Origin of the sequence: Anaerolentibacter hominis, assembly GCF_032380675.1 — a bacterium.
In the GTDB taxonomy this organism is placed as follows: Bacteria; Bacillota; Clostridia; order Lachnospirales; family Lachnospiraceae; genus Anaerolentibacter; species Anaerolentibacter hominis.
Window position 1 is genome coordinate 176,593 of sequence record NZ_JAWDIX010000004.1, and the last position, 17,146, is coordinate 193,738.

Annotated in this window: 17 protein-coding genes and 2 tRNA genes; all 19 read left to right on the forward strand. The window is 49.7% G+C overall.

Going from position 1 to position 17,146, the window contains the following annotated elements:
* The first annotated feature begins 62 nt into the window (after positions 1-62).
* The 19 genes from ABCW47_RS13195 (at position 63) to ABCW47_RS13285 (ending at position 17,069) form a co-directional block, all read left to right on the forward strand.
* Complete coding sequence (locus tag ABCW47_RS13195) at positions 63-950, forward strand: VIT1/CCC1 transporter family protein (protein ID WP_343210405.1); 888 nt, start codon at positions 63-65, stop codon at positions 948-950.
* A gap of 510 nt (positions 951-1,460) precedes the next feature.
* Entirely contained in the window at positions 1,461-1,904 is a 444-nt protein-coding gene (locus ABCW47_RS13200; protein ID WP_343210406.1) for an ACT domain-containing protein, read from the forward strand.
* Between the two features lie 258 nt (positions 1,905-2,162).
* On the forward strand, positions 2,163-3,380 hold the full coding sequence (locus tag ABCW47_RS13205) for a homoserine dehydrogenase (protein ID WP_343210407.1): 1,218 nt from the start codon (positions 2,163-2,165) through the stop codon (positions 3,378-3,380).
* 39 nt (positions 3,381-3,419) lie between these two features.
* Positions 3,420-4,625 carry a cofactor-independent phosphoglycerate mutase gene (locus tag ABCW47_RS13210; protein ID WP_343210439.1) on the forward strand — a complete coding sequence of 402 codons (1,206 nt, stop codon included), beginning with the start codon at positions 3,420-3,422 and terminating at the stop codon, positions 4,623-4,625.
* A gap of 20 nt (positions 4,626-4,645) precedes the next feature.
* The gene (locus ABCW47_RS13215; RefSeq protein WP_343210408.1) at positions 4,646-5,860 is read left to right on the forward strand and encodes an aspartate kinase; all 1,215 of its coding nucleotides are present in this window, start codon (positions 4,646-4,648) and stop codon (positions 5,858-5,860) included.
* 179 nt (positions 5,861-6,039) lie between these two features.
* Positions 6,040-8,178, forward strand: coding sequence for a Tex family protein (locus ABCW47_RS13220; protein WP_343210409.1), 2,139 nt, complete (start codon positions 6,040-6,042; stop codon positions 8,176-8,178).
* A gap of 137 nt (positions 8,179-8,315) precedes the next feature.
* A complete protein-coding gene (locus ABCW47_RS13225; protein WP_343210410.1) occupies positions 8,316-8,876 on the forward strand; it encodes a YcxB family protein in 561 nt (186 codons plus the stop codon).
* Positions 8,876-9,310, forward strand: coding sequence for a tRNA (adenosine(37)-N6)-threonylcarbamoyltransferase complex ATPase subunit type 1 TsaE (gene tsaE / locus ABCW47_RS13230; protein WP_343210440.1), 435 nt, complete (start codon positions 8,876-8,878; stop codon positions 9,308-9,310). Before ABCW47_RS13225 ends, tsaE begins: the two co-directional genes overlap by 1 nt.
* Positions 9,311-9,428: 118 nt before the next feature.
* Positions 9,429-10,136, forward strand: coding sequence for a tRNA (adenosine(37)-N6)-threonylcarbamoyltransferase complex dimerization subunit type 1 TsaB (gene tsaB / locus ABCW47_RS13235; RefSeq protein ID WP_343210411.1), 708 nt, complete (start codon positions 9,429-9,431; stop codon positions 10,134-10,136).
* Positions 10,133-10,582: a ribosomal protein S18-alanine N-acetyltransferase gene (rimI, locus tag ABCW47_RS13240; RefSeq protein WP_343210412.1), complete on the forward strand. Its 450-nt coding sequence runs from the start codon at positions 10,133-10,135 to the stop codon at positions 10,580-10,582. Before tsaB ends, rimI begins: the two co-directional genes overlap by 4 nt.
* 61 nt (positions 10,583-10,643) lie before the next feature.
* The gene (locus ABCW47_RS13245) at positions 10,644-10,868 is read left to right on the forward strand and encodes a hypothetical protein (RefSeq protein WP_343210413.1); all 225 of its coding nucleotides are present in this window, start codon (positions 10,644-10,646) and stop codon (positions 10,866-10,868) included.
* 61 nt (positions 10,869-10,929) lie between these two features.
* On the forward strand, positions 10,930-11,844 hold the full coding sequence (locus tag ABCW47_RS13250) for a ribonuclease Z (protein ID WP_343210414.1): 915 nt from the start codon (positions 10,930-10,932) through the stop codon (positions 11,842-11,844).
* A 14-nt stretch (positions 11,845-11,858) separates the two neighbouring features.
* The gene (gene tsaD, locus ABCW47_RS13255) at positions 11,859-12,884 is read left to right on the forward strand and encodes a tRNA (adenosine(37)-N6)-threonylcarbamoyltransferase complex transferase subunit TsaD (protein WP_343210415.1); all 1,026 of its coding nucleotides are present in this window, start codon (positions 11,859-11,861) and stop codon (positions 12,882-12,884) included.
* Positions 12,885-12,932: 48 nt separating this feature from the next.
* Positions 12,933-13,625 carry a 2-C-methyl-D-erythritol 4-phosphate cytidylyltransferase gene (gene ispD / locus ABCW47_RS13260; protein ID WP_343210416.1) on the forward strand — a complete coding sequence of 231 codons (693 nt, stop codon included), beginning with the start codon at positions 12,933-12,935 and terminating at the stop codon, positions 13,623-13,625.
* Positions 13,626-13,698: 73 nt separating this feature from the next.
* Positions 13,699-13,784: transfer RNA gene (locus tag ABCW47_RS13265), tRNA-Ser, on the forward strand.
* Between the two features lie 44 nt (positions 13,785-13,828).
* A tRNA-Ser gene (locus ABCW47_RS13270) sits at positions 13,829-13,917 on the forward strand.
* A gap of 196 nt (positions 13,918-14,113) precedes the next feature.
* On the forward strand, positions 14,114-15,004 hold the full coding sequence (locus ABCW47_RS13275) for a TraX family protein (RefSeq protein WP_343210417.1): 891 nt from the start codon (positions 14,114-14,116) through the stop codon (positions 15,002-15,004).
* Positions 15,005-15,018: 14 nt separating this feature from the next.
* Positions 15,019-15,690, forward strand: coding sequence for a response regulator transcription factor (locus ABCW47_RS13280; RefSeq protein ID WP_343210418.1), 672 nt, complete (start codon positions 15,019-15,021; stop codon positions 15,688-15,690).
* Positions 15,669-17,069 carry a sensor histidine kinase gene (locus ABCW47_RS13285; RefSeq protein ID WP_343210419.1) on the forward strand — a complete coding sequence of 467 codons (1,401 nt, stop codon included), beginning with the start codon at positions 15,669-15,671 and terminating at the stop codon, positions 17,067-17,069. Before ABCW47_RS13280 ends, ABCW47_RS13285 begins: the two co-directional genes overlap by 22 nt.
* The last annotated feature ends 77 nt before the right edge of the window (positions 17,070-17,146 follow it).

Below are 17,146 nucleotides of genomic sequence, written 5' to 3' on the forward strand. Positions count from 1 at the left end.
TTATGTCGAAATATGGTATGATATTACCCAAAGAAATCTATGAAGAGAATGGGGGTATTTCTATGGGGAATCCGGAAAAAATCTCGGAAGAATCTCTGCGTATTATCAGAAGGATGCAGCAAAATGAGGTGACAGAAGCCGCTACATACCGGGCGATTGCGTCCAGAGTCAAAGACGGGGAAAACAAGGCAGTCCTGCTGCGGCTTGCACAGGAGGAAGAGCGGCATGCGAAAATATGGGAGAAGTACACCGGGGAAGTAAAAAAACCGCAGAGAGGAAAAGTGCTCAGGAGAAAAATTATGGCAGCTTTACTGGGGTTTACCTTTGTGATAAAGCTGATGGAAAATGGCGAGGAAGGGGCACAGGACGTCTACGGCAGACTGGAACAGGAGATACCGGAAAGCACAGCTATCCGGGAGCAGGAAAATGCGCATGAAGATGCGCTGATGAGCATGCTGGATGAAGAGAGGCTCCAATATGTGGGTTCCATGGTACTGGGAATGAATGACGCGCTGGTAGAACTAACCGGAACACTTGCCGGGCTGTCCCTGGCTCTGCAGAATACCCGTATAATTGCGCTTTCCGGCCTGATTACCGGAATATCTGCAACGCTTTCTATGGCGTCATCTGAGTTTCTATCCGCCAAAAGCGATGGGGAGGAAAATGCATTTAAATCCTGCATCTATACAGGAATAGCCTATCTGGTTACTGTAACTCTGCTGGTTCTGCCCTATCTGATCTTTTCACCGGAGCAGTGGATGTTTGCGCTGGGAACAATGCTTGTCACGGTTGTGGTTATTATAGCGGCTTTTAACTATTATATTGCGGTGGCAAAGGGTCTGCCGTTTAAACGCAGGTTTGCAGAGATGGCCTGCATCAGCCTGGGCGTGGCGGCGCTGTCCTTTGTGGTAGGCCTGCTGGTGAAGAAGTTCTTGGGAGTGGACATATAGAATGAAGAGGGAATAATGAAGAAGGAAGAAGGAATCGTGAAAGCTGCAGCTCAGTGAAGGTGTCCCTGCGGAACAGTGAAAGAGCTGCGAGTGAAAATGTTCCTTCGTTACGTGGTGAAGTATGGCAGTGTTTTTTCTGCCATACTTCGCTGTTTTTTCTTGCATTCTGAGTTTTTGTGTGGTAATATCTTTCAAGGAAAAACAAATGTATTTCCGGAACATACAAAAATGAATAGCGCTGCTTGAGGATGGCCGGCTTACCGGCCCTTTTATCTTGGAAGTAGATAAGACTCCCACCTCCATAGGTGGTGAGTAAATAACAGTAAATAACAAATTCGTCTTATGGGAGCCCAGTCTCCTTCCAAGATAAAGCCTCCGGCGGAATGCAGAGCCGCACAGATGTATGATGTCATGCAAAGCATGACGTGCGGCTCGCAGCAAGTACGCCGAGGCGTACTTGAAATCAGATAGATTGTTGGAGTGCGTTTGACAAATAGTGGAGTATGAAATATGAGCAAAGAAGAGAAGTATTATCTCGTTAAGAAAAAGGCAGTTCCAGAAGTTCTTCTGAAAGTGGTGGAGGCCAAGCGGCTGCTGGATGCGGAGAAGGTTTTGACCGTTCAGGAGGCGACCGATTTGGTTGGCATCAGCAGAAGTTCTTTCTATAAATATAAAAATGATATCTTTCCATTTCATGATGATTCAAGAGGCAAGACAATTACGATTATGCTGCAGCTGGATGATGAGCCGGGCCTGCTCTCCCGGATACTGCATCAGGTGGCGGAGCACAGTGCAAATATTCTGACGATACATCAGAGTATACCGGTTGGAGGGATTGCTTCTCTCACCGTTAGTTTGCAGACGGATTCTACCAGAGCTCAGGTGACTGACATGATCGAGGATATCGAGGCGCTGGAAGGAATTCATTCATTAAAGATACTGGCAAGAGAATAGAGTGCTAATGGGCTGTGAAAAGGAAGGCCGAGATGAAACGATACCTGAATTTTCCAGACTTTAGAATAGACTTAGACATTTCATCTGCTGTGCAGATGTGACGAATATGGGGGGTAGTATGAAAAATAAGTTTGATTAATTTATTTTTCATACGGCTATTTGTGCCGGAGCATCACAAATAGCTTTTATGGCAGAAGAGAAATCGCCTTCGCGAATTTCTCTTCGCCCCGTCGCAATGCTCCGGAATGGAGGAATAAAATGATTAATGTTGCAATATTAGGTTACGGCACAATCGGTTCCGGTGTTATGGAAGTTTTGAAACTCAATCACGACAGCATCGCCAGACGGGTTGGACAGCCGGTTGAGGTAAAGAAGGTATTAGATTTGAGGGAATTTCCGGGAGACCCGGTTATGGATATTCTGGTGCATGATGCCGACGAAGTTTTGCAGGACCCGGATGTCCAGATTATTGTTGAGACGATGGGCGGGGTAAATCCGGCGTATCAGTTTGTCCGGAAGGCCCTGGAAAATGGAAAGAGCGTATGTACTTCCAATAAAGAGCTGGTCGCGAAGCATGGAGCAGAGCTGCTTGGCCTGGCAAGAGAAAAGAAACTGAATTTCTTCTTTGAGGCCAGTGTAGGAGGCGGTATCCCCATTATCCGGCCGTTAAATCAGTCTCTGACCGCAGATGAGATTGAAGAAATTACAGGTATATTAAATGGAACGACAAACTACATCCTGACTAAAATGACCAGGGAGGGCCTGAGCTTTGAGACAGTATTAAAGGAGGCTCAGGATCTGGGCTATGCGGAGCGTCATCCGGAAGCGGATGTGGAAGGATACGATGCCTGCAGAAAGATTGCGATATTAACATCCCTTGCCTATGGAATGCAGGTGGATTATGAAGATATATATACAGAAGGTATTACTAAGATAACAGACGAAGATATTGAGTACGCCAAAGCTCTGGACGCTTCGATTAAGCTGCTGGCCTCCAGCAAGAAGGTAGGGGACCAGGTATATGCCATGGTTGCGCCGATGATGATCCGGGAGGAGCATCCGCTCTCCAGCGTACATGACGTGTTCAATGGTATCTTTGTGCGCGGCAATGTTCTGGGCGACGCAATGTTTTACGGCAGGGGAGCAGGAAAGCTTCCGACGGCCAGCGCGGTTGTGGCTGATGTGATTGACGCCGCAAAGCATATGGGCGTTAATGTGCCGATCATATGGAACTGCAAGAAACTGGAACTTGCGGATATCAGGACCTCCATGCAGAAATTCTTTGTACGCCTTGCCGGCGGCAAAGCGGAAAACGCGGCCAGAGTACAGGAATTATTTGGAGCTGTCTGTGAGGTTTCAATCGGAAATGAACAGGAATATGCGTTTGTGACGGAGCCGGTCTCCGAGGCTGACTATGCGAAGAGGGCTGAAAAGCTCGGCAATGTGATCAGCCGGATTAGGGTGGATTTTGAATAGCCGGATACAATATGCAGGAAGAAAGGCATGGAAATGACGATGAAATATATGATTGTTCTGGGAGATGGGATGGCGGATGAGCCTCTTGATGAGCTGAACGGCAATACCCCTCTTTCTTATAGTAAAACGCCGGCGATGGATCATCTGGCCAGATTGGGAGAGATCGGGCTGGCAAAGACGATTCCGGAGGGAATGAGCCCTGGAAGTGATACGGCGAACCTGGCGGTGCTGGGCTATAATCCAAGACAATATTATACAGGCCGCTCTCCGCTGGAAGCACTGAGTATCGGTGTGGATATGAAGGAAACGGATATTGCACTGAGGTGTAATATTGTAACTGTCTCTGATGACAGTCTGCCCTACGAACAGAAAACGATTCTGGATCACAGTTCCAGTGAAATTTCCACAGAGGATGCGGCCGTTTTGCTGGACGCAGTCCGGAAGGAACTGGAAAATGAAATCTACCGTTTTTATGTTGGAACCAGTTACCGGCATCTTCTGATCTGGGATAACGGCCAGGTCGTGCCGCTGACTCCGCCCCATGATATTCTGACAAGAGTGATCGGGGATTATCTTCCTGAGGACGCTGTCCTGCGGGATATGATGAAGAAAAGCTATGAGATCTTAAATAATCACCCTCTTAATGTTGAGAGAGCAAAAAAAGGTCTTAACAAAGCCAATTCCCTTTGGTTCTGGGGAGCCGGTACAAGGCCTGCCCTGGATTCTTTTGAAGAGAAATATAAGAAGAAAGGCGCGATGATCTCTGCGGTGGACCTGCTGAAGGGGATCGCAGTGGGCGCCGGAATGACAAATATTATTGTGGAAGGTGCAAACGGCACCCTTCATACGAACTATGAAGGAAAGGCAAAGGCCGCTGTAAAAGCGCTGACCGAGGATGGCTTCGATTTCGTTTACGTACATGTGGAGGCTCCGGATGAGATGGGGCATCAGGGCAGTGTAACGAACAAGATCCAGGCAATCGAATCTATCGACGATCAGGTAGTCCGGGTGATTGAGCGGGAGATGGCAGAGAAAAACGTGGAATACCGTATGCTGATTCTGCCGGATCATCCTACGCCGATCCGGTGCCGGACCCATACCAGCGATCCGATTCCCTACCTGCTCTTTGACAGCAGGCATCAGGCAAAGGAGAAGGATCAGGTCTACAATGAATTTACTGCAGGGGAAAGCGGTAATTTCATTGAAGATGGTTATACATTAATCGATAAGTTGTTTTCAGAATAAGAAAGAAGCGGGAGGATGCTATGTTAATCGTTAAGAAGTTCGGCGGCACATCGGTCGCTGATAAAGAGAGAATTTATAATGTGGCAAAAAGGTGTATTGAAGATTACAAGAAGGGACATCAGGTAGTTGTGGTGCTCTCGGCCATGGGAAAAACCACTGACGTACTGCTGGAACAGGCCAGGGAAATCAATCCCAATGCCACCAAAAGGGAACTGGATATGCTGATGGTCACCGGAGAACAGGTATCAGTTGCCATGATGGCGCTTGCAATGGATGCTCTGGGAGTGCCGGCTGTGTCGCTGAATGCGTTTCAGATCGCCATGCACACCACAAGGGTTTACGGCAATGCCAGATTGAAAAGAATTGATACAGAACGAATCCGCAGCGAGCTGGATAACCGGAAAATAGTGCTGGTTACCGGTTTTCAGGGAATCAACCGGTTTGACGATTATACCACGCTTGGCCGGGGGGGCTCGGATACGACGGCAGTTGCGCTTGCAGCAGCGCTTCATGCAGATGCATGTGAGATTTATACCGATGTAGACGGTGTTTATACCGCAGATCCAAGAATTGTGCCGACAGCCAGGAAGCTGGACGCAATTACTTATGACGAGATGCTGGATCTGGCTACTCTTGGTGCGGGAGTACTGCACAACCGTTCAGTAGAAATGGCTAAAAAATATGGCGTACAGCTGATTGTAAGGTCCAGCTTAAATACATCCGAAGGAACCATTGTGAAGGGAGAAATTGAAATGGAAGAAATGCTTGTAAGCGGCGTAGCAGTCGATAAAAATGTAGCTCGTATCTCAGTAATCGGTCTGGATGATTATCCGGGCATTGCTTTTAAACTGTTCCATCATCTGGCAAGATATAATGTAAATGTGGATATTATTTTACAGTCTGTGGGCCGTGACGGGAAAAAGGATATCAGCTTTACCGTTTCTGAGGATGACTTAAAAGAAGCGCTGGCTGTGATTGACAGACACCGCAAGAGCAGCATCCGCTGTGAGAATGTGTCTGTGGAAGAAGACGTAGCAAAGGTTTCTATCGTGGGCGCAGGTATGATGAACAATCCGGGCGTTGCTGCGAAGATGTTTGAGGCTCTGTTCGAGCAGAACATCAACATCAAGATGATCTCCACTTCTGAGATCCGCGTAACTGTACTGATTGAGGAAGAGATGGCAGAGAGAGCCGCGAATGCAATCCATGATAAATTTGGTCTGGGTGATCTGTAATCAGACGTTAGGGCTCTTTATTTAGAAGGTATTATGCAGATCCGGTTGAAACAGAATAAAAGCGGGAAGAGATGTAATAGCTTCCCGCCGGATATAAAATACAGGAGCCGGTAACTCCTGTATTTTTCTTTCCTGACCGGAATAGAAATTTCCATGAACAGAAAGGCAGGTAGAGACTGATGAATATAGCAAAACAGCTGGCAGAAGAGTTAAATATAGGACTCTGGCAGGTGGAGGCGGTAATCCGTCTGATTGACGAGGGGAATACGATTCCCTTTATAGCCAGATATCGGAAGGAGCAGCATGGAGCGTTAAATGATGAGGTCCTTCGGAACCTGAGCGAGCGGCTGACCTATCTTCGGAATCTGGAAGAGAAAAAAGCACAGGTGATCGGCAGCATCGAGGAGCAGGGAGCTCTGACGGAAGAACTGAGAAGTCAAATCCTGGCTGCAAAAACGCAGGTAGAAGTAGATGATCTGTATCGCCCATATCGTCCGAAGAGGCGGACAAGGGCCACGATTGCCAAGGAAAAAGGGCTTGAAGGACTGGCAAACCTGCTGCTGCTTCAGATGTTAAATGAGCCGCTTGAAAAGGCTGCGTTAGAGTATCTGTCTGAAGAGAAAGAAGTTACTACGGTCCAGGAAGCCATTGCGGGAGCAGCCGACATCGTGGCGGAGGGAATTTCTGATAATGCTTCTTACAGGGATGCGATACGTAAACTGACCTGGAACGAAGGATTGATCGTATCGAAGGCCAAGGAAGAGGAAACGGATTCTCCCTATGAAATGTACTATGATTTTCAGGAGAAGGTATCGAGTATCGCCGGATACCGGATTCTGGCCATCAATCGAGGAGAGAAGGAAAAGATATTAACGGTACGGATTGAGGTGCCTGAGGATAAGATAATCAGCTATCTGTGCCGGCAGATCATAACCAGAGAAAACCCAAATACAGAACCGGTGCTGCGGGCAGCGGCGGAGGACAGCTATCACAGGTTAATTCAGCCTGCTATAGAACGTGAGATCAGAAACGAGCTGACAGAGAGGGCGGAGACCGGTGCGATTCAGGTATTCGGGAAAAATCTGGAGCAGCTGTTTATGCAGCCTCCGATTTCGGGCAGGACCGTGCTGGGCTGGGACCCGGCTTTTCGGACCGGCTGCAAACTGGCTGTCGTGGACCCTACCGGCAAGGTGCTGGATACAGTTGTGATCTATCCCACAGCTCCTCAGAAAAAGGTGGAGGAAGCGAAACGGATTGTAAAGAGTATGGTGAAAAAATATGACATCTCTCTCATTTCTGTGGGCAATGGAACTGCATCCAGGGAGTCGGAACAGGTCATCGTGGATCTTTTGAAGGAACTGGACCGGCCGGTGGAATATCTGATTATAAATGAGGCGGGGGCATCCGTCTATTCTGCCAGCAAGCTGGCGACAGAAGAATTTCCGAATTTTGACGTGGGACAAAGAAGTGCGGTTTCCATTGCGAGAAGGGTACAGGACCCTCTTGCCGAACTGGTTAAAATAGATCCCAAATCCATCGGCGTTGGACAATACCAGCATGATATGAACCAGAAACGTCTGGGAGAAGTGCTGGGAGGGGTTGTGGAGGAATGTGTAAATAAAGTAGGCGTGGATTTAAATACTGCTTCCGCCTCGCTTCTGGAATATATATCCGGTATATCTAAAACCGTTGCGAAAAACATCGTGTCTTACAGAGAGGACTCGGGGCGGTTTGGCAACAGACGGGAATTGTTAAAAGTTCCGAAGCTTGGACCGAAGGCATATGAGCAGTGTGCCGGTTTCTTAAGAATTACCGGCGGGAAAAATCCGCTGGATGGCACCAGCGTGCATCCGGAATCCTATCAGGCGGCGAAGGAGCTTCTTACACGCTGCGGCTATAAGCCCGAAGATATAAAGGGAGGAATTCCGGGACTCGGAAAAAAGATAGCCAATATTCAGAAGCTGAGTGAGGAACTGGGCGTCGGGGAACTGACGTTAAAGGATATTATAAAAGAACTGGAGAAGCCGGGCAGAGACCCCAGAGAGGAAATGCCAAAGCCTATTCTAAGGACTGATGTGCTGGAGATGAAGGATCTGAAAGAGGGTATGATATTAAAGGGAACTGTCCGCAATGTAATTGATTTCGGCGCGTTTGTAGATATCGGCGTGCATCAGGACGGCCTGGTCCATATTTCCCAGCTGGCAGATAAATTTGTAAAGCATCCTCTGGAAGTAGTGAGCGTGGGGGATATCGTGGAAGTGAAGGTACTCCGTGTTGATCTGGATAAAAAACGGATTCAGCTGACCATGAAACTGTAGGGTTTCGGCTCTAATTCTCTTTGTTCTATATTGTCTGGTTTTAAAATCGGTGCTATAATCAAACATACGTGAGAAAAAACAGAACGGATCTGAATCAGCCGGTAAAGCCGGAGAATTGTAAAGAGAGGAAGCCAAACGTGGAGAAAGAATTTAAGTTTTCAGTCAATATAAACGGTAATGATATGACCAGATTTATGTTCCGTCATGCATATACTTCTTTTGCCGGAAGGCTGGGTCTGCTGCTCAGCACGCTGGCACTTGTCATGCTTATCGTGAACTTTTCCGGATATGATACGATGATGCGGGTTCTGATGGCATTTATAGCCGCAATGTTTCTAGTCATCCAGCCTGTCTCCCTGTTCAGTAAGGCCCACAAGCAGGTTCTCTTAAATCCTATGTTTAAAAAGCCGCTGAATTATACGTTCAATGGAGACGGAATTCTGGTAGAGCAGGAGGGGGAACAGCTTGCCCTTGCGTGGAATCAGCTGAGAAGGGTCATTAAGACGAAGAAGGGGCTTATTCTTTATCTGGACAAGATACGGGCCTACATTCTGCCGGATCGGGAATTGGGCGGAAAAAAAGATGAATTATATGAATATATTCAGCAGCAGAGAAGAGATTATAGAGAACCGGCCGCGGTGCAGGAGGAATGTGCAGATAACGGCCCGGAGGAAGAACAGAAAGACCAGAATGTATGATGAGAGAAGTAATATATGAATCATTTGAACCCTCTATGACCTATGAGCTGGGCAGGAAACTGGCCGAAGAAGCGGCAGGCCCGGGAGTATACTGTCTGAACGGGGACCTGGGAGTGGGAAAGACAGTATTTACCCAGGGATTCGCGGGGGGGCTTGGGATAGAAGAGCCCGTAAACAGCCCGACCTTTACCATCCTTCAGGAGTACCAGGGGGGCAGAATGCCTTTCTATCACTTTGACGTTTACCGCATCGGGGATGTGGAAGAGATGGAAGAGATCGGCTATGAGGACTGCTTTTACGGCTCCGGTATCTGCCTGATTGAATGGGCGGAACTGATTGAGGATATACTGCCGGAGCACTATACAGATATTTTGATTGAAAAGGATCTGGACCGGGGGTTTGACTACCGGCGGATCATTATTACAAAGAGGTAGAACGTTTGAAACAAAAGTTGTTTCAAACTACTTATTGACAATAAGATGATTTGCGAAGCAAATCATCATTTGTTGTGTAGTATCGCAGGTTAACCTGCGATATGCAGGGGGGATAACTATGAAGATATTAGCGCTTGACAGTTCCGGACTGGTGGCGTCGGTTGCCCTGACAGAGGAGGACAACCTGATCGCGGAGTATACGGTGAATTATAAGAAAACTCATTCTCAGACCCTTCTTCCGATGATCAATGAAATTGTAAAAATGGTTGAACAGCCATTGGAAGAGATCGACGCCATTGCTGTGGCCTGCGGACCAGGGTCCTTCACAGGGCTTCGGATTGGTTCGGCTACGGCAAAGGGGCTGGGGCTGGCTTTAAAAAAGCCTCTGATCAGTATTCCCACGGTAGATGCGTTAGCTTATAATCTGTTCGGCGTAAGTGACCTGATCTGTCCGCTGATGGATGCCAGGCGAAATCAGGTATATACCGGGATATATACCTTTAGCGGAGATCAATTTCAGATCCTTGAGGAAGAACGGGCGGTCTCTTTGGATGAGATTGCGGAGGATTTGAATAAATTAGGACGCCCTGTGATCTTTCTGGGGGACGGCGTGCCTGTTTATAAGGAACAGCTGGCGGAGAAGGTTCAGGTGCCTTACCGTTTCGCACCGGCACATCAGGCAAAACAGAGAGCCGGAGCTGTGGGCATGCTGGCCTGGGAGTATTATAAAGCAGGCAGAGTGGAATCTGCGGCGGAACACCGTCCGGTTTATCTGAGGCTTTCTCAGGCGGAGCGGGAGCGGAAAGAACAGGAAGCAAAAGGATGATTGTGCGCAGGATGGAACCGGGGGATGCAGGTGCGGCGGCCGAACTGGAAGCTGAGCTTTTTGCACTGCCCTGGAGTGAACAGGGGTTTCTTGATGCACTGGACCGTCCGGATACGCTTTATCTGGCTGCAATTCAGGAAGAGAAGCTGGCGGGTTACTGCGGCATGTGGTGTGTATTGGACGAGGCAGAGATTACAAATGTGGCGGTCAGACCTTCATTTAGACGCCGGGGAATCGGAAGAGAGATGCTTACGGAGCTGATCCGCAGGGGCAGAAAGAGGCAGATATCTACTTTTTTCCTGGAAGTGAGGGAGAGCAATGAGGCGGCGATCAGGCTCTATGAAAGCCTGGGGTTTGCGGTGAATGGTCTTCGGAAAAACTTCTATGACAGGCCCCGGGAGAATGCTGTTTTGATGATTCTTAAGGCAGATGGGCAGCCAAATTGAAGGAATTACCACTGGTATGACCTCCCCTCCGGCTGTATAATGGAGACGGGAGGAATACACTATGGATGAGATAAAGAAAATACGATGCAACTGCTGCGGCAGAGAATTGAAAATGGAGAACGGCCTTTTGGCGGAGGACCTGTTTGAGGGCAGAAAAGACTGGGGGTATTTTTCCCGGAAGGACCTTGAGGTCCATCATTTTTATTTATGTGAAGAGTGTTATGATGCCATTACAGGACAGTTTGTAATTCCTGTAGAAAAAATGGATAAGAAAGAAATATTGTAGGCTGCTTTTGCCCGTCCGGGTCCTGGCAGACTTACAATGCTGCGATATGCGGGGGTATATTATGCTGGATGTATGTTTGTTGGGAACGGGCGGAATGATGCCGCTGCCGGGACGGTGGCTGACGGCCCTGATGACCCGGTGCAACGGCAGCGGTCTGCTGATTGACTGCGGCGAAGGGACACAGATTGCGATCCGGGAGCACGGATGGAGTTTTCATGATATTGATGTGATTTGTTTTACACATTTCCATGCAGATCATGTGAGCGGACTTCCGGGGCTTCTTTTGTCTATGGGAAATGCGGCCAGAACACAGCCTGTAACCGTGATCGGCCCGAAGGGACTGGAACGGATGGTGGGCGCGCTGCGGGTAATTGCCCCGGAGCTTCCTTTTGAACTTAAATTTATTGAACTGACAGGCCCTGAACAGACGATCTGCATCAATGACTATCAGATCGAGGCATTTCGGGTTCAGCACAATGTTACCTGTTACGGCTATTCCGTGGTTATACCGCGCGCCGGAAGGTTTTCGGTGGAAAAAGCGGACGAGAATCAGGTGCCGAAGCGCTGCTGGAGCAAACTGCAGAAGGGCGAGATTATCGAGCTGGACGGCAGGACCTTTACGCCCGATATGGTGTTGGGGCCGCCGAGAAAGGGGTTAAAACTGACCTATTGTACCGATTCCAGACCGGTCAGAACGATTGCGGAGCATGCAGAAGGCGCAGATCTTTTTATCTGCGAAGGCATGTACGGAGAGAAGGAGGCCGCGCAAAAGGCCATGGAACGCCGGCATATGACTTTTCTGGAGGCTGCCGATCTGGCGAAGACGGCAGGGGTATCCCAGATGTGGCTGACTCATTACAGTCCGTCCCTGGTGTGGCCGGGCAACTTTATAGAGGAGACCAGAAAAGTATTTCCGGATACCCGCCTTGGAAAAGACGGCATGACGACCGTGTTGGAGTTTGAAAAGGATCAATAGGAGGAAACTTTAAGTTGGAAGAAAAAGATATTTATATATTGGCGATTGAGTCGTCCTGTGATGAGACGGCGGCAGCTGTGGTAAAGAATGGGCGCAGTGTCTTGTCCAATATCATTTCTTCACAGATTGATATTCACAAGCTCTATGGAGGTGTGGTTCCTGAGATTGCCTCCAGAAAGCATATTGAGAGGATCAATCAGGTGATCGGGGAGGCTCTCCTGACAGCGGAGATGAAACTGGAAGATATGGATGCGATAGCGGTGACCTATGGACCGGGCCTTGTGGGCGCGCTGCTGGTAGGCGTGGCGGAGGCAAAGGCGGTCAGTTTTGCCGCACAGAAAGATCTGGTGGGAGTTCATCATATAGAGGGGCATATATCTGCCAATTATATCGAACATCCCGATCTGGAGCCTCCGTTTTTGTGCCTGGTGGTGTCCGGAGGACATACCCATCTGGTGAAAGTGAAAGAGTACGGTGAGTACGAAGTCCTGGGAAGAACCAGAGATGATGCGGCAGGGGAGGCTTTTGATAAAGTAGCCCGGGCGATCGGCCTGGGGTATCCGGGAGGACCTAAGATTGATAAGCTTGCCGGAGAGGGAAATAAAAAAGCAATTGCGTTTCCGAGAGCGGTAGTGGAAGGAGCCCCTTTTGACTTTAGTTTCAGCGGGTTAAAGTCGGCCGTCCTAAATTACATGAATGGCTGTCAGATGCGGGGTGAGACGGTAAATAAAGCGGATGTGGCAGCTTCATTCCAGGAGGCTGTTGTGGACGTGCTTGTAAAAAGGACGCTGGAGGCGGCACAGGCATTCGGAATCGAAAAGGTGGCTATGGCCGGCGGAGTGGCCGCGAATTCTGCCCTTCGGGCAGGGATGGAGGAGGCTTGCCGGACACGCGGCGTGAAGCTATATTATCCATCCCCCATATTTTGTACAGACAATGCTGCAATGATTGGGGCTGCCGCCTACTATGAATATCAGAAGGGCGTGCGCCACGGACTGGATCTGAATGCTGTTCCTAATCTGAAACTGGGGGAGCGTTAAGATCCGGGCGGACATTCAACATATACGCTCAGGAAAGGAAAACCAGAGATGAAGGTATCTGCTATATTACTGGCGGCGGGCCTTGGAACCAGAATGAGGTCTCCTGTGGCAAAGCAGTATATGCAGCTGGGAGGTTATCCGGTTCTCTACTATTCGCTGAAAGCGCTGGAAGAAAGCTTTGTTGATGAAATAATCCTGGTGACAGGAAAAGAAGAGATGGATTACTGCCGGACTGAAATTGTGGAGAAATATGGATTTCAGAAGGTGAGCCGGTTTGTGGAGGGCGGAGAGGAACGGTATCTTTCCGTGTATAATGGCCTTGCGGCCATACAGGAAGAGGGATATGTCTTTATCCACGACGGGGCCAGACCATTTCTGACACAGGATATACTGGTGCGGGCGTACCAGGCCGTTCAGGAGAAGAAGGCCTGTGTGGTGGGTGTGCCGGTAAAGGATACGATTAAAATTGCGGGAGCGGATCAAAGTGTTCTGGCTACACCGGAACGGAGCAGGCTCTGGCAGGTGCAGACGCCGCAGGTATTTGAAACTTCTCTGATTCAGCACGCGTACATAAAATTCGTGGAGGATGGCAATACTTATGCAACAGATGATGCTATGATTCTGGAGCAGATGGAGAGCTGTCCCGTTTATCTGGTGGAGGGCAGTTATCGGAATATTAAAATTACAACGCCGGAGGATATGCTGATAGCAGAGGCTTTTCTGGCTTCCGGACAGAACTAGGCAGGTGGAAAAATTTTCAGGTATGAGTCTTGACAAGCCTGTTTTCAGATGATATACTAATCAAGCGTCATTTGGAGAGGTGTCCGAGTGGTTTAAGGAGCTGGTCTTGAAAACCAGTGACTCCGTAAGGGGCCGTGGGTTCGAATCCCACCTTCTCCGTCAGGATACTTTATCCTATATAGTTTATAGTTTGATTTAGCCATGGAGAAATACCCAAGCGGCTGAAGGGGCTCCCCTGGAAAGGGAGTAGGTCGTTAATAGCGGCGCGAGGGTTCAAATCCCTCTTTCTCCGTCCAAAAATAAGACCTGTAGATTACTCATCTGCAGGTCTTATTTTTTTGCCCGGATATCGTAAGAGGCCGCGGTTTTGTAATTTCAGTCGGGGAGATTTTTTGTATTTCCTTATAAAGCCCTTATAAATGCCTGTTATCATGAGAATACAATCAGATGCGGCTTATCATAACACCGCACAGCAAGGAGTGTTTCTTATGAGCGATAAAACTATTTTGATGGCCGGAGTACAGCCGGCCGTTAACCAGCGTGGTATCACCGGGACGGGGCTGAAGGTAATTGCCCTTGTGTCCATGCTGATGGATCACATTTATTACTTCTTCGGATACACCGGCCTTATTCCCTGGTGGTTCGGACTGGCAGGCCGCCTGGCCGCCCCGCTGTTTCTCTTCTGTCTGGTGGAGGGCTTTCTGCACACCAGAAGCCGGAGAAAATATCTGTTCAAAATGCTTTGTATCTCAGTTCCCATGGGCCTGCTGCTGTTCTTCATGAGATTCGGCGGCTTTCTGGTTCGGCCGGATGGGTTTTATCCGCAAAATGCCATGATGTCATCCTTTGTCCTGCTGATCGTTTGTTTCCAGGCTTTTGACTGGATTGCCAGCCGGAAGATAAAAAAGGCAGCGGCGGGCTGCGGGGTGCTCCTCCTGCTTCTGGCATGGCCGTTCCTGGCTGCGGCGATAAGCGGCACAGGCCCGGTCGGCGCTACGGCAGCCGGCATCCTCGGCTATACTTTGCTCCCCATGCTCAATATTTCCGGCGATGTGACACTGCCTATCCTGCTGACGGGCATTGTCCTGTATTTGACCCATAAGCACCGCGGGCTCCAGATAGCTGCCATGATCATCGTCAATTTTGCGTGGCATTTTGTATTCGTCTACCTCCAGGTGAGGACCTGGCCCGGTTTTGAGCTGTCCCAGATGTTTACCATGTATTATGAATGGATGGGCGCTGTTTTTGCGGCGCCGCTGCTCTTATGCTATAATGGCAAGCGCGGAGCCGGCTATGGAAAGCTCTTCTATGCTTTCTATCCTGCCCATATCTATATCTTATATGGGTTGTCCTGGCTGCTCATGGCGGCACTGGGATAACAAGGAGGTACTGTATGGCAAATATTTTAGCAATAGATGATGATGCGGATATGCGTGGACTGTTAGAAAAAGCCCTGGAGCGTGACGGGCATGCAGTCAAGGTGCTGGCGGCAGGCAGCGATGTGACAGCGGATCACTGCAGGTGGGCCGACTGCATTTTACTGGATGTGATGATGCCGGGTGAAGATGGCTTTGCCACCTGTCAGCGTATCCGTTCCATAGCAGACTGTCCCATCCTGTTTCTTACCGCCAGGACAGAGGAGGAGGCTATTATCCGGGGGCTTGGCCTGGGCGGAGATGACTACCTGATGAAGCCCTTTCGGGTCACGGAGCTCCGGGCCAGAGTAAGCGCCCATATGCGGCGGGAGGGGCGCACTCCCCGCAGCCGGATCAGATGGGGCGGGCTGGAATTCGATTTGGGCGGGAAAGCCGTCTATTGCGCCGGTTCTCCCGTGAAGCTCACCCGAAGCGAGTATGCCATCTGTGAGCACCTTGCCGCTCATGCCGGGCAGATCTTCTCCAAGGAACAGATCTATGAGGCGGTGTTTGGCTTTGACGGCACGGCGGATGACTCTGCTATTACGGAACACATTAAAAATATCCGGGCGAAACTGAGGGCCACAGGGAATGAGCCCATTGAAACGGTATGGGGGGTAGGATACAAATGGAAAAGCGAGCAGCAGTAAAGCGCCTTCCCAGAGGTATGGGGCTAAACGGACTCTTTTGGCGTTATCTGATAACCACCGGCATCTTCATGGTGATGCTTTGCGCGGCATGGATGTTTCTGTTCACTCTCCTCGTTAATATGGGGTTTGTGATGTCGGCCTATACAGCGGCCCGGGGACTGCCTGAAACGGAGCAAATGCTTAAGGAGCAGAAGGAATTCTCTCCGGATGAAATCCCGTTTTACTATGAGTGGGCTTTGCTGGAAGACGGCGAGATCATAGAGAGCAGCATGAACAAAAAGCAGCTGGAATATGCCCGCGGCGAGCTGGACGGAAATTCGGCCTCCCACGGATGGTTCTACTCTCAATATTTCCATCTCGTTCCCCTTCAAAATGGGCAGACGGTGATGCTGGAATACGATTACTCCGTTTGCTATGCCAACCCGGACTTACAGGCGGCGCTGCCCGACTTCCAGACACTCTATATCGGACTGCTGCTGGCGCTGCTTCTGCTGCTGGCTGCCATGCGCACAAAACATTACACCAGGCTCCTTCGGCGGGATACCCAGGTCATTACAGCGGCCTGTGAGATGGTACGCCGGCAGCAGTTAGACGAACCTATGCAGGGACAGGCACGGGTGCGGGAGCTCCAGGCGGCCCTTGCCACCATCGACATGCTGCGCCAGGAATTGTCCCGCTCCCTCAAGGAACAGTGGGCTGCCGAGCAGCAGAAAAATGAAGCCCTTGCCGCCCTGGCCCATGATCTGAAAACACCGCTTACCATTATTGGCGGAAATGCGGAGCTGTTAGCGGAAGATAATCTGGCGCAGCCGCAGAAAGAGCTTGTCGAAGCTATCCTGCGAGGTGCCTGCCATGCCGGAGACTATGTGCAAAAGCTGCGTGAAGTCGCCGCAGAGAATGTCCTTGCTAAGAATAAGGAGCTAGTCCTGCTTAATACACTGCTTGACGATTTCTGCCAGCGTGGACGGGACCTGACTGCCGCAAAGGGGCAAAAGCTCGTTTTATCCCCGTCTGCGAAAGATCTGACCGCTGAGACAATAGAGATTGAGAAGAGCGAAGTGCTGCGGGCGGTTGAAAATCTGATCAACAATGCGGTGCGCTTCACACCCGCCGGCGGCACCGTGACGTTAGGCATGAAGTTGCAGGACGGTCAGGTATGCCTCTGGGTGCAGGATGGCGGACCCGGTTTCTCCTATGAAGCGCTGGCAAAGGCGGGCAAGACCTTTTATACAGGGGACAGCAGCCGTCCGCAGGATGGACACATGGGCATGGGACTTTATTTTGCCTCCCAGGTAGCAAAGCAGCATGGCGGCCATCTGGAATTAGAGAATACATCCCAGGGAGGACGAGCCTGCCTTTGGCTGGAAAGCAGAGGGTAGTTTGGAAAAAACGGTTTCCCGCGGAAAATATCTATCATAAACGAGAAAAAAGCAAAAGAGTGAGCTGATCAAACGAC

What these genes read in the sequence shown, in the direction of transcription:
- ABCW47_RS13195 (WP_343210405.1), top strand. Translation starts at nt 63, where the DNA reads ATGGGGAATCCGGAAAAAATCTCGGAAGAATCTCTGCGTATTATCAGA.
- ABCW47_RS13200 (WP_343210406.1), top strand. Translation starts at nt 1,461, where the DNA reads ATGAGCAAAGAAGAGAAGTATTATCTCGTTAAGAAAAAGGCAGTTCCA.
- ABCW47_RS13205 (WP_343210407.1), top strand. Translation starts at nt 2,163, where the DNA reads ATGATTAATGTTGCAATATTAGGTTACGGCACAATCGGTTCCGGTGTT.
- ABCW47_RS13210 (WP_343210439.1), top strand. Translation starts at nt 3,420, where the DNA reads ATGAAATATATGATTGTTCTGGGAGATGGGATGGCGGATGAGCCTCTT.
- ABCW47_RS13215 (WP_343210408.1), top strand. Translation starts at nt 4,646, where the DNA reads ATGTTAATCGTTAAGAAGTTCGGCGGCACATCGGTCGCTGATAAAGAG.
- ABCW47_RS13220 (WP_343210409.1), top strand. Translation starts at nt 6,040, where the DNA reads ATGAATATAGCAAAACAGCTGGCAGAAGAGTTAAATATAGGACTCTGG.
- tsaE (WP_343210440.1), top strand. Translation starts at nt 8,876, where the DNA reads ATGAGAGAAGTAATATATGAATCATTTGAACCCTCTATGACCTATGAG.
- tsaB (WP_343210411.1), top strand. Translation starts at nt 9,429, where the DNA reads ATGAAGATATTAGCGCTTGACAGTTCCGGACTGGTGGCGTCGGTTGCC.
- rimI (WP_343210412.1), top strand. Translation starts at nt 10,133, where the DNA reads ATGATTGTGCGCAGGATGGAACCGGGGGATGCAGGTGCGGCGGCCGAA.
- ABCW47_RS13245 (WP_343210413.1), top strand. Translation starts at nt 10,644, where the DNA reads ATGGATGAGATAAAGAAAATACGATGCAACTGCTGCGGCAGAGAATTG.
- ABCW47_RS13250 (WP_343210414.1), top strand. Translation starts at nt 10,930, where the DNA reads ATGCTGGATGTATGTTTGTTGGGAACGGGCGGAATGATGCCGCTGCCG.
- ispD (WP_343210416.1), top strand. Translation starts at nt 12,933, where the DNA reads ATGAAGGTATCTGCTATATTACTGGCGGCGGGCCTTGGAACCAGAATG.
- ABCW47_RS13275 (WP_343210417.1), top strand. Translation starts at nt 14,114, where the DNA reads ATGAGCGATAAAACTATTTTGATGGCCGGAGTACAGCCGGCCGTTAAC.
- ABCW47_RS13280 (WP_343210418.1), top strand. Translation starts at nt 15,019, where the DNA reads ATGGCAAATATTTTAGCAATAGATGATGATGCGGATATGCGTGGACTG.
- ABCW47_RS13285 (WP_343210419.1), top strand. Translation starts at nt 15,669, where the DNA reads ATGGAAAAGCGAGCAGCAGTAAAGCGCCTTCCCAGAGGTATGGGGCTA.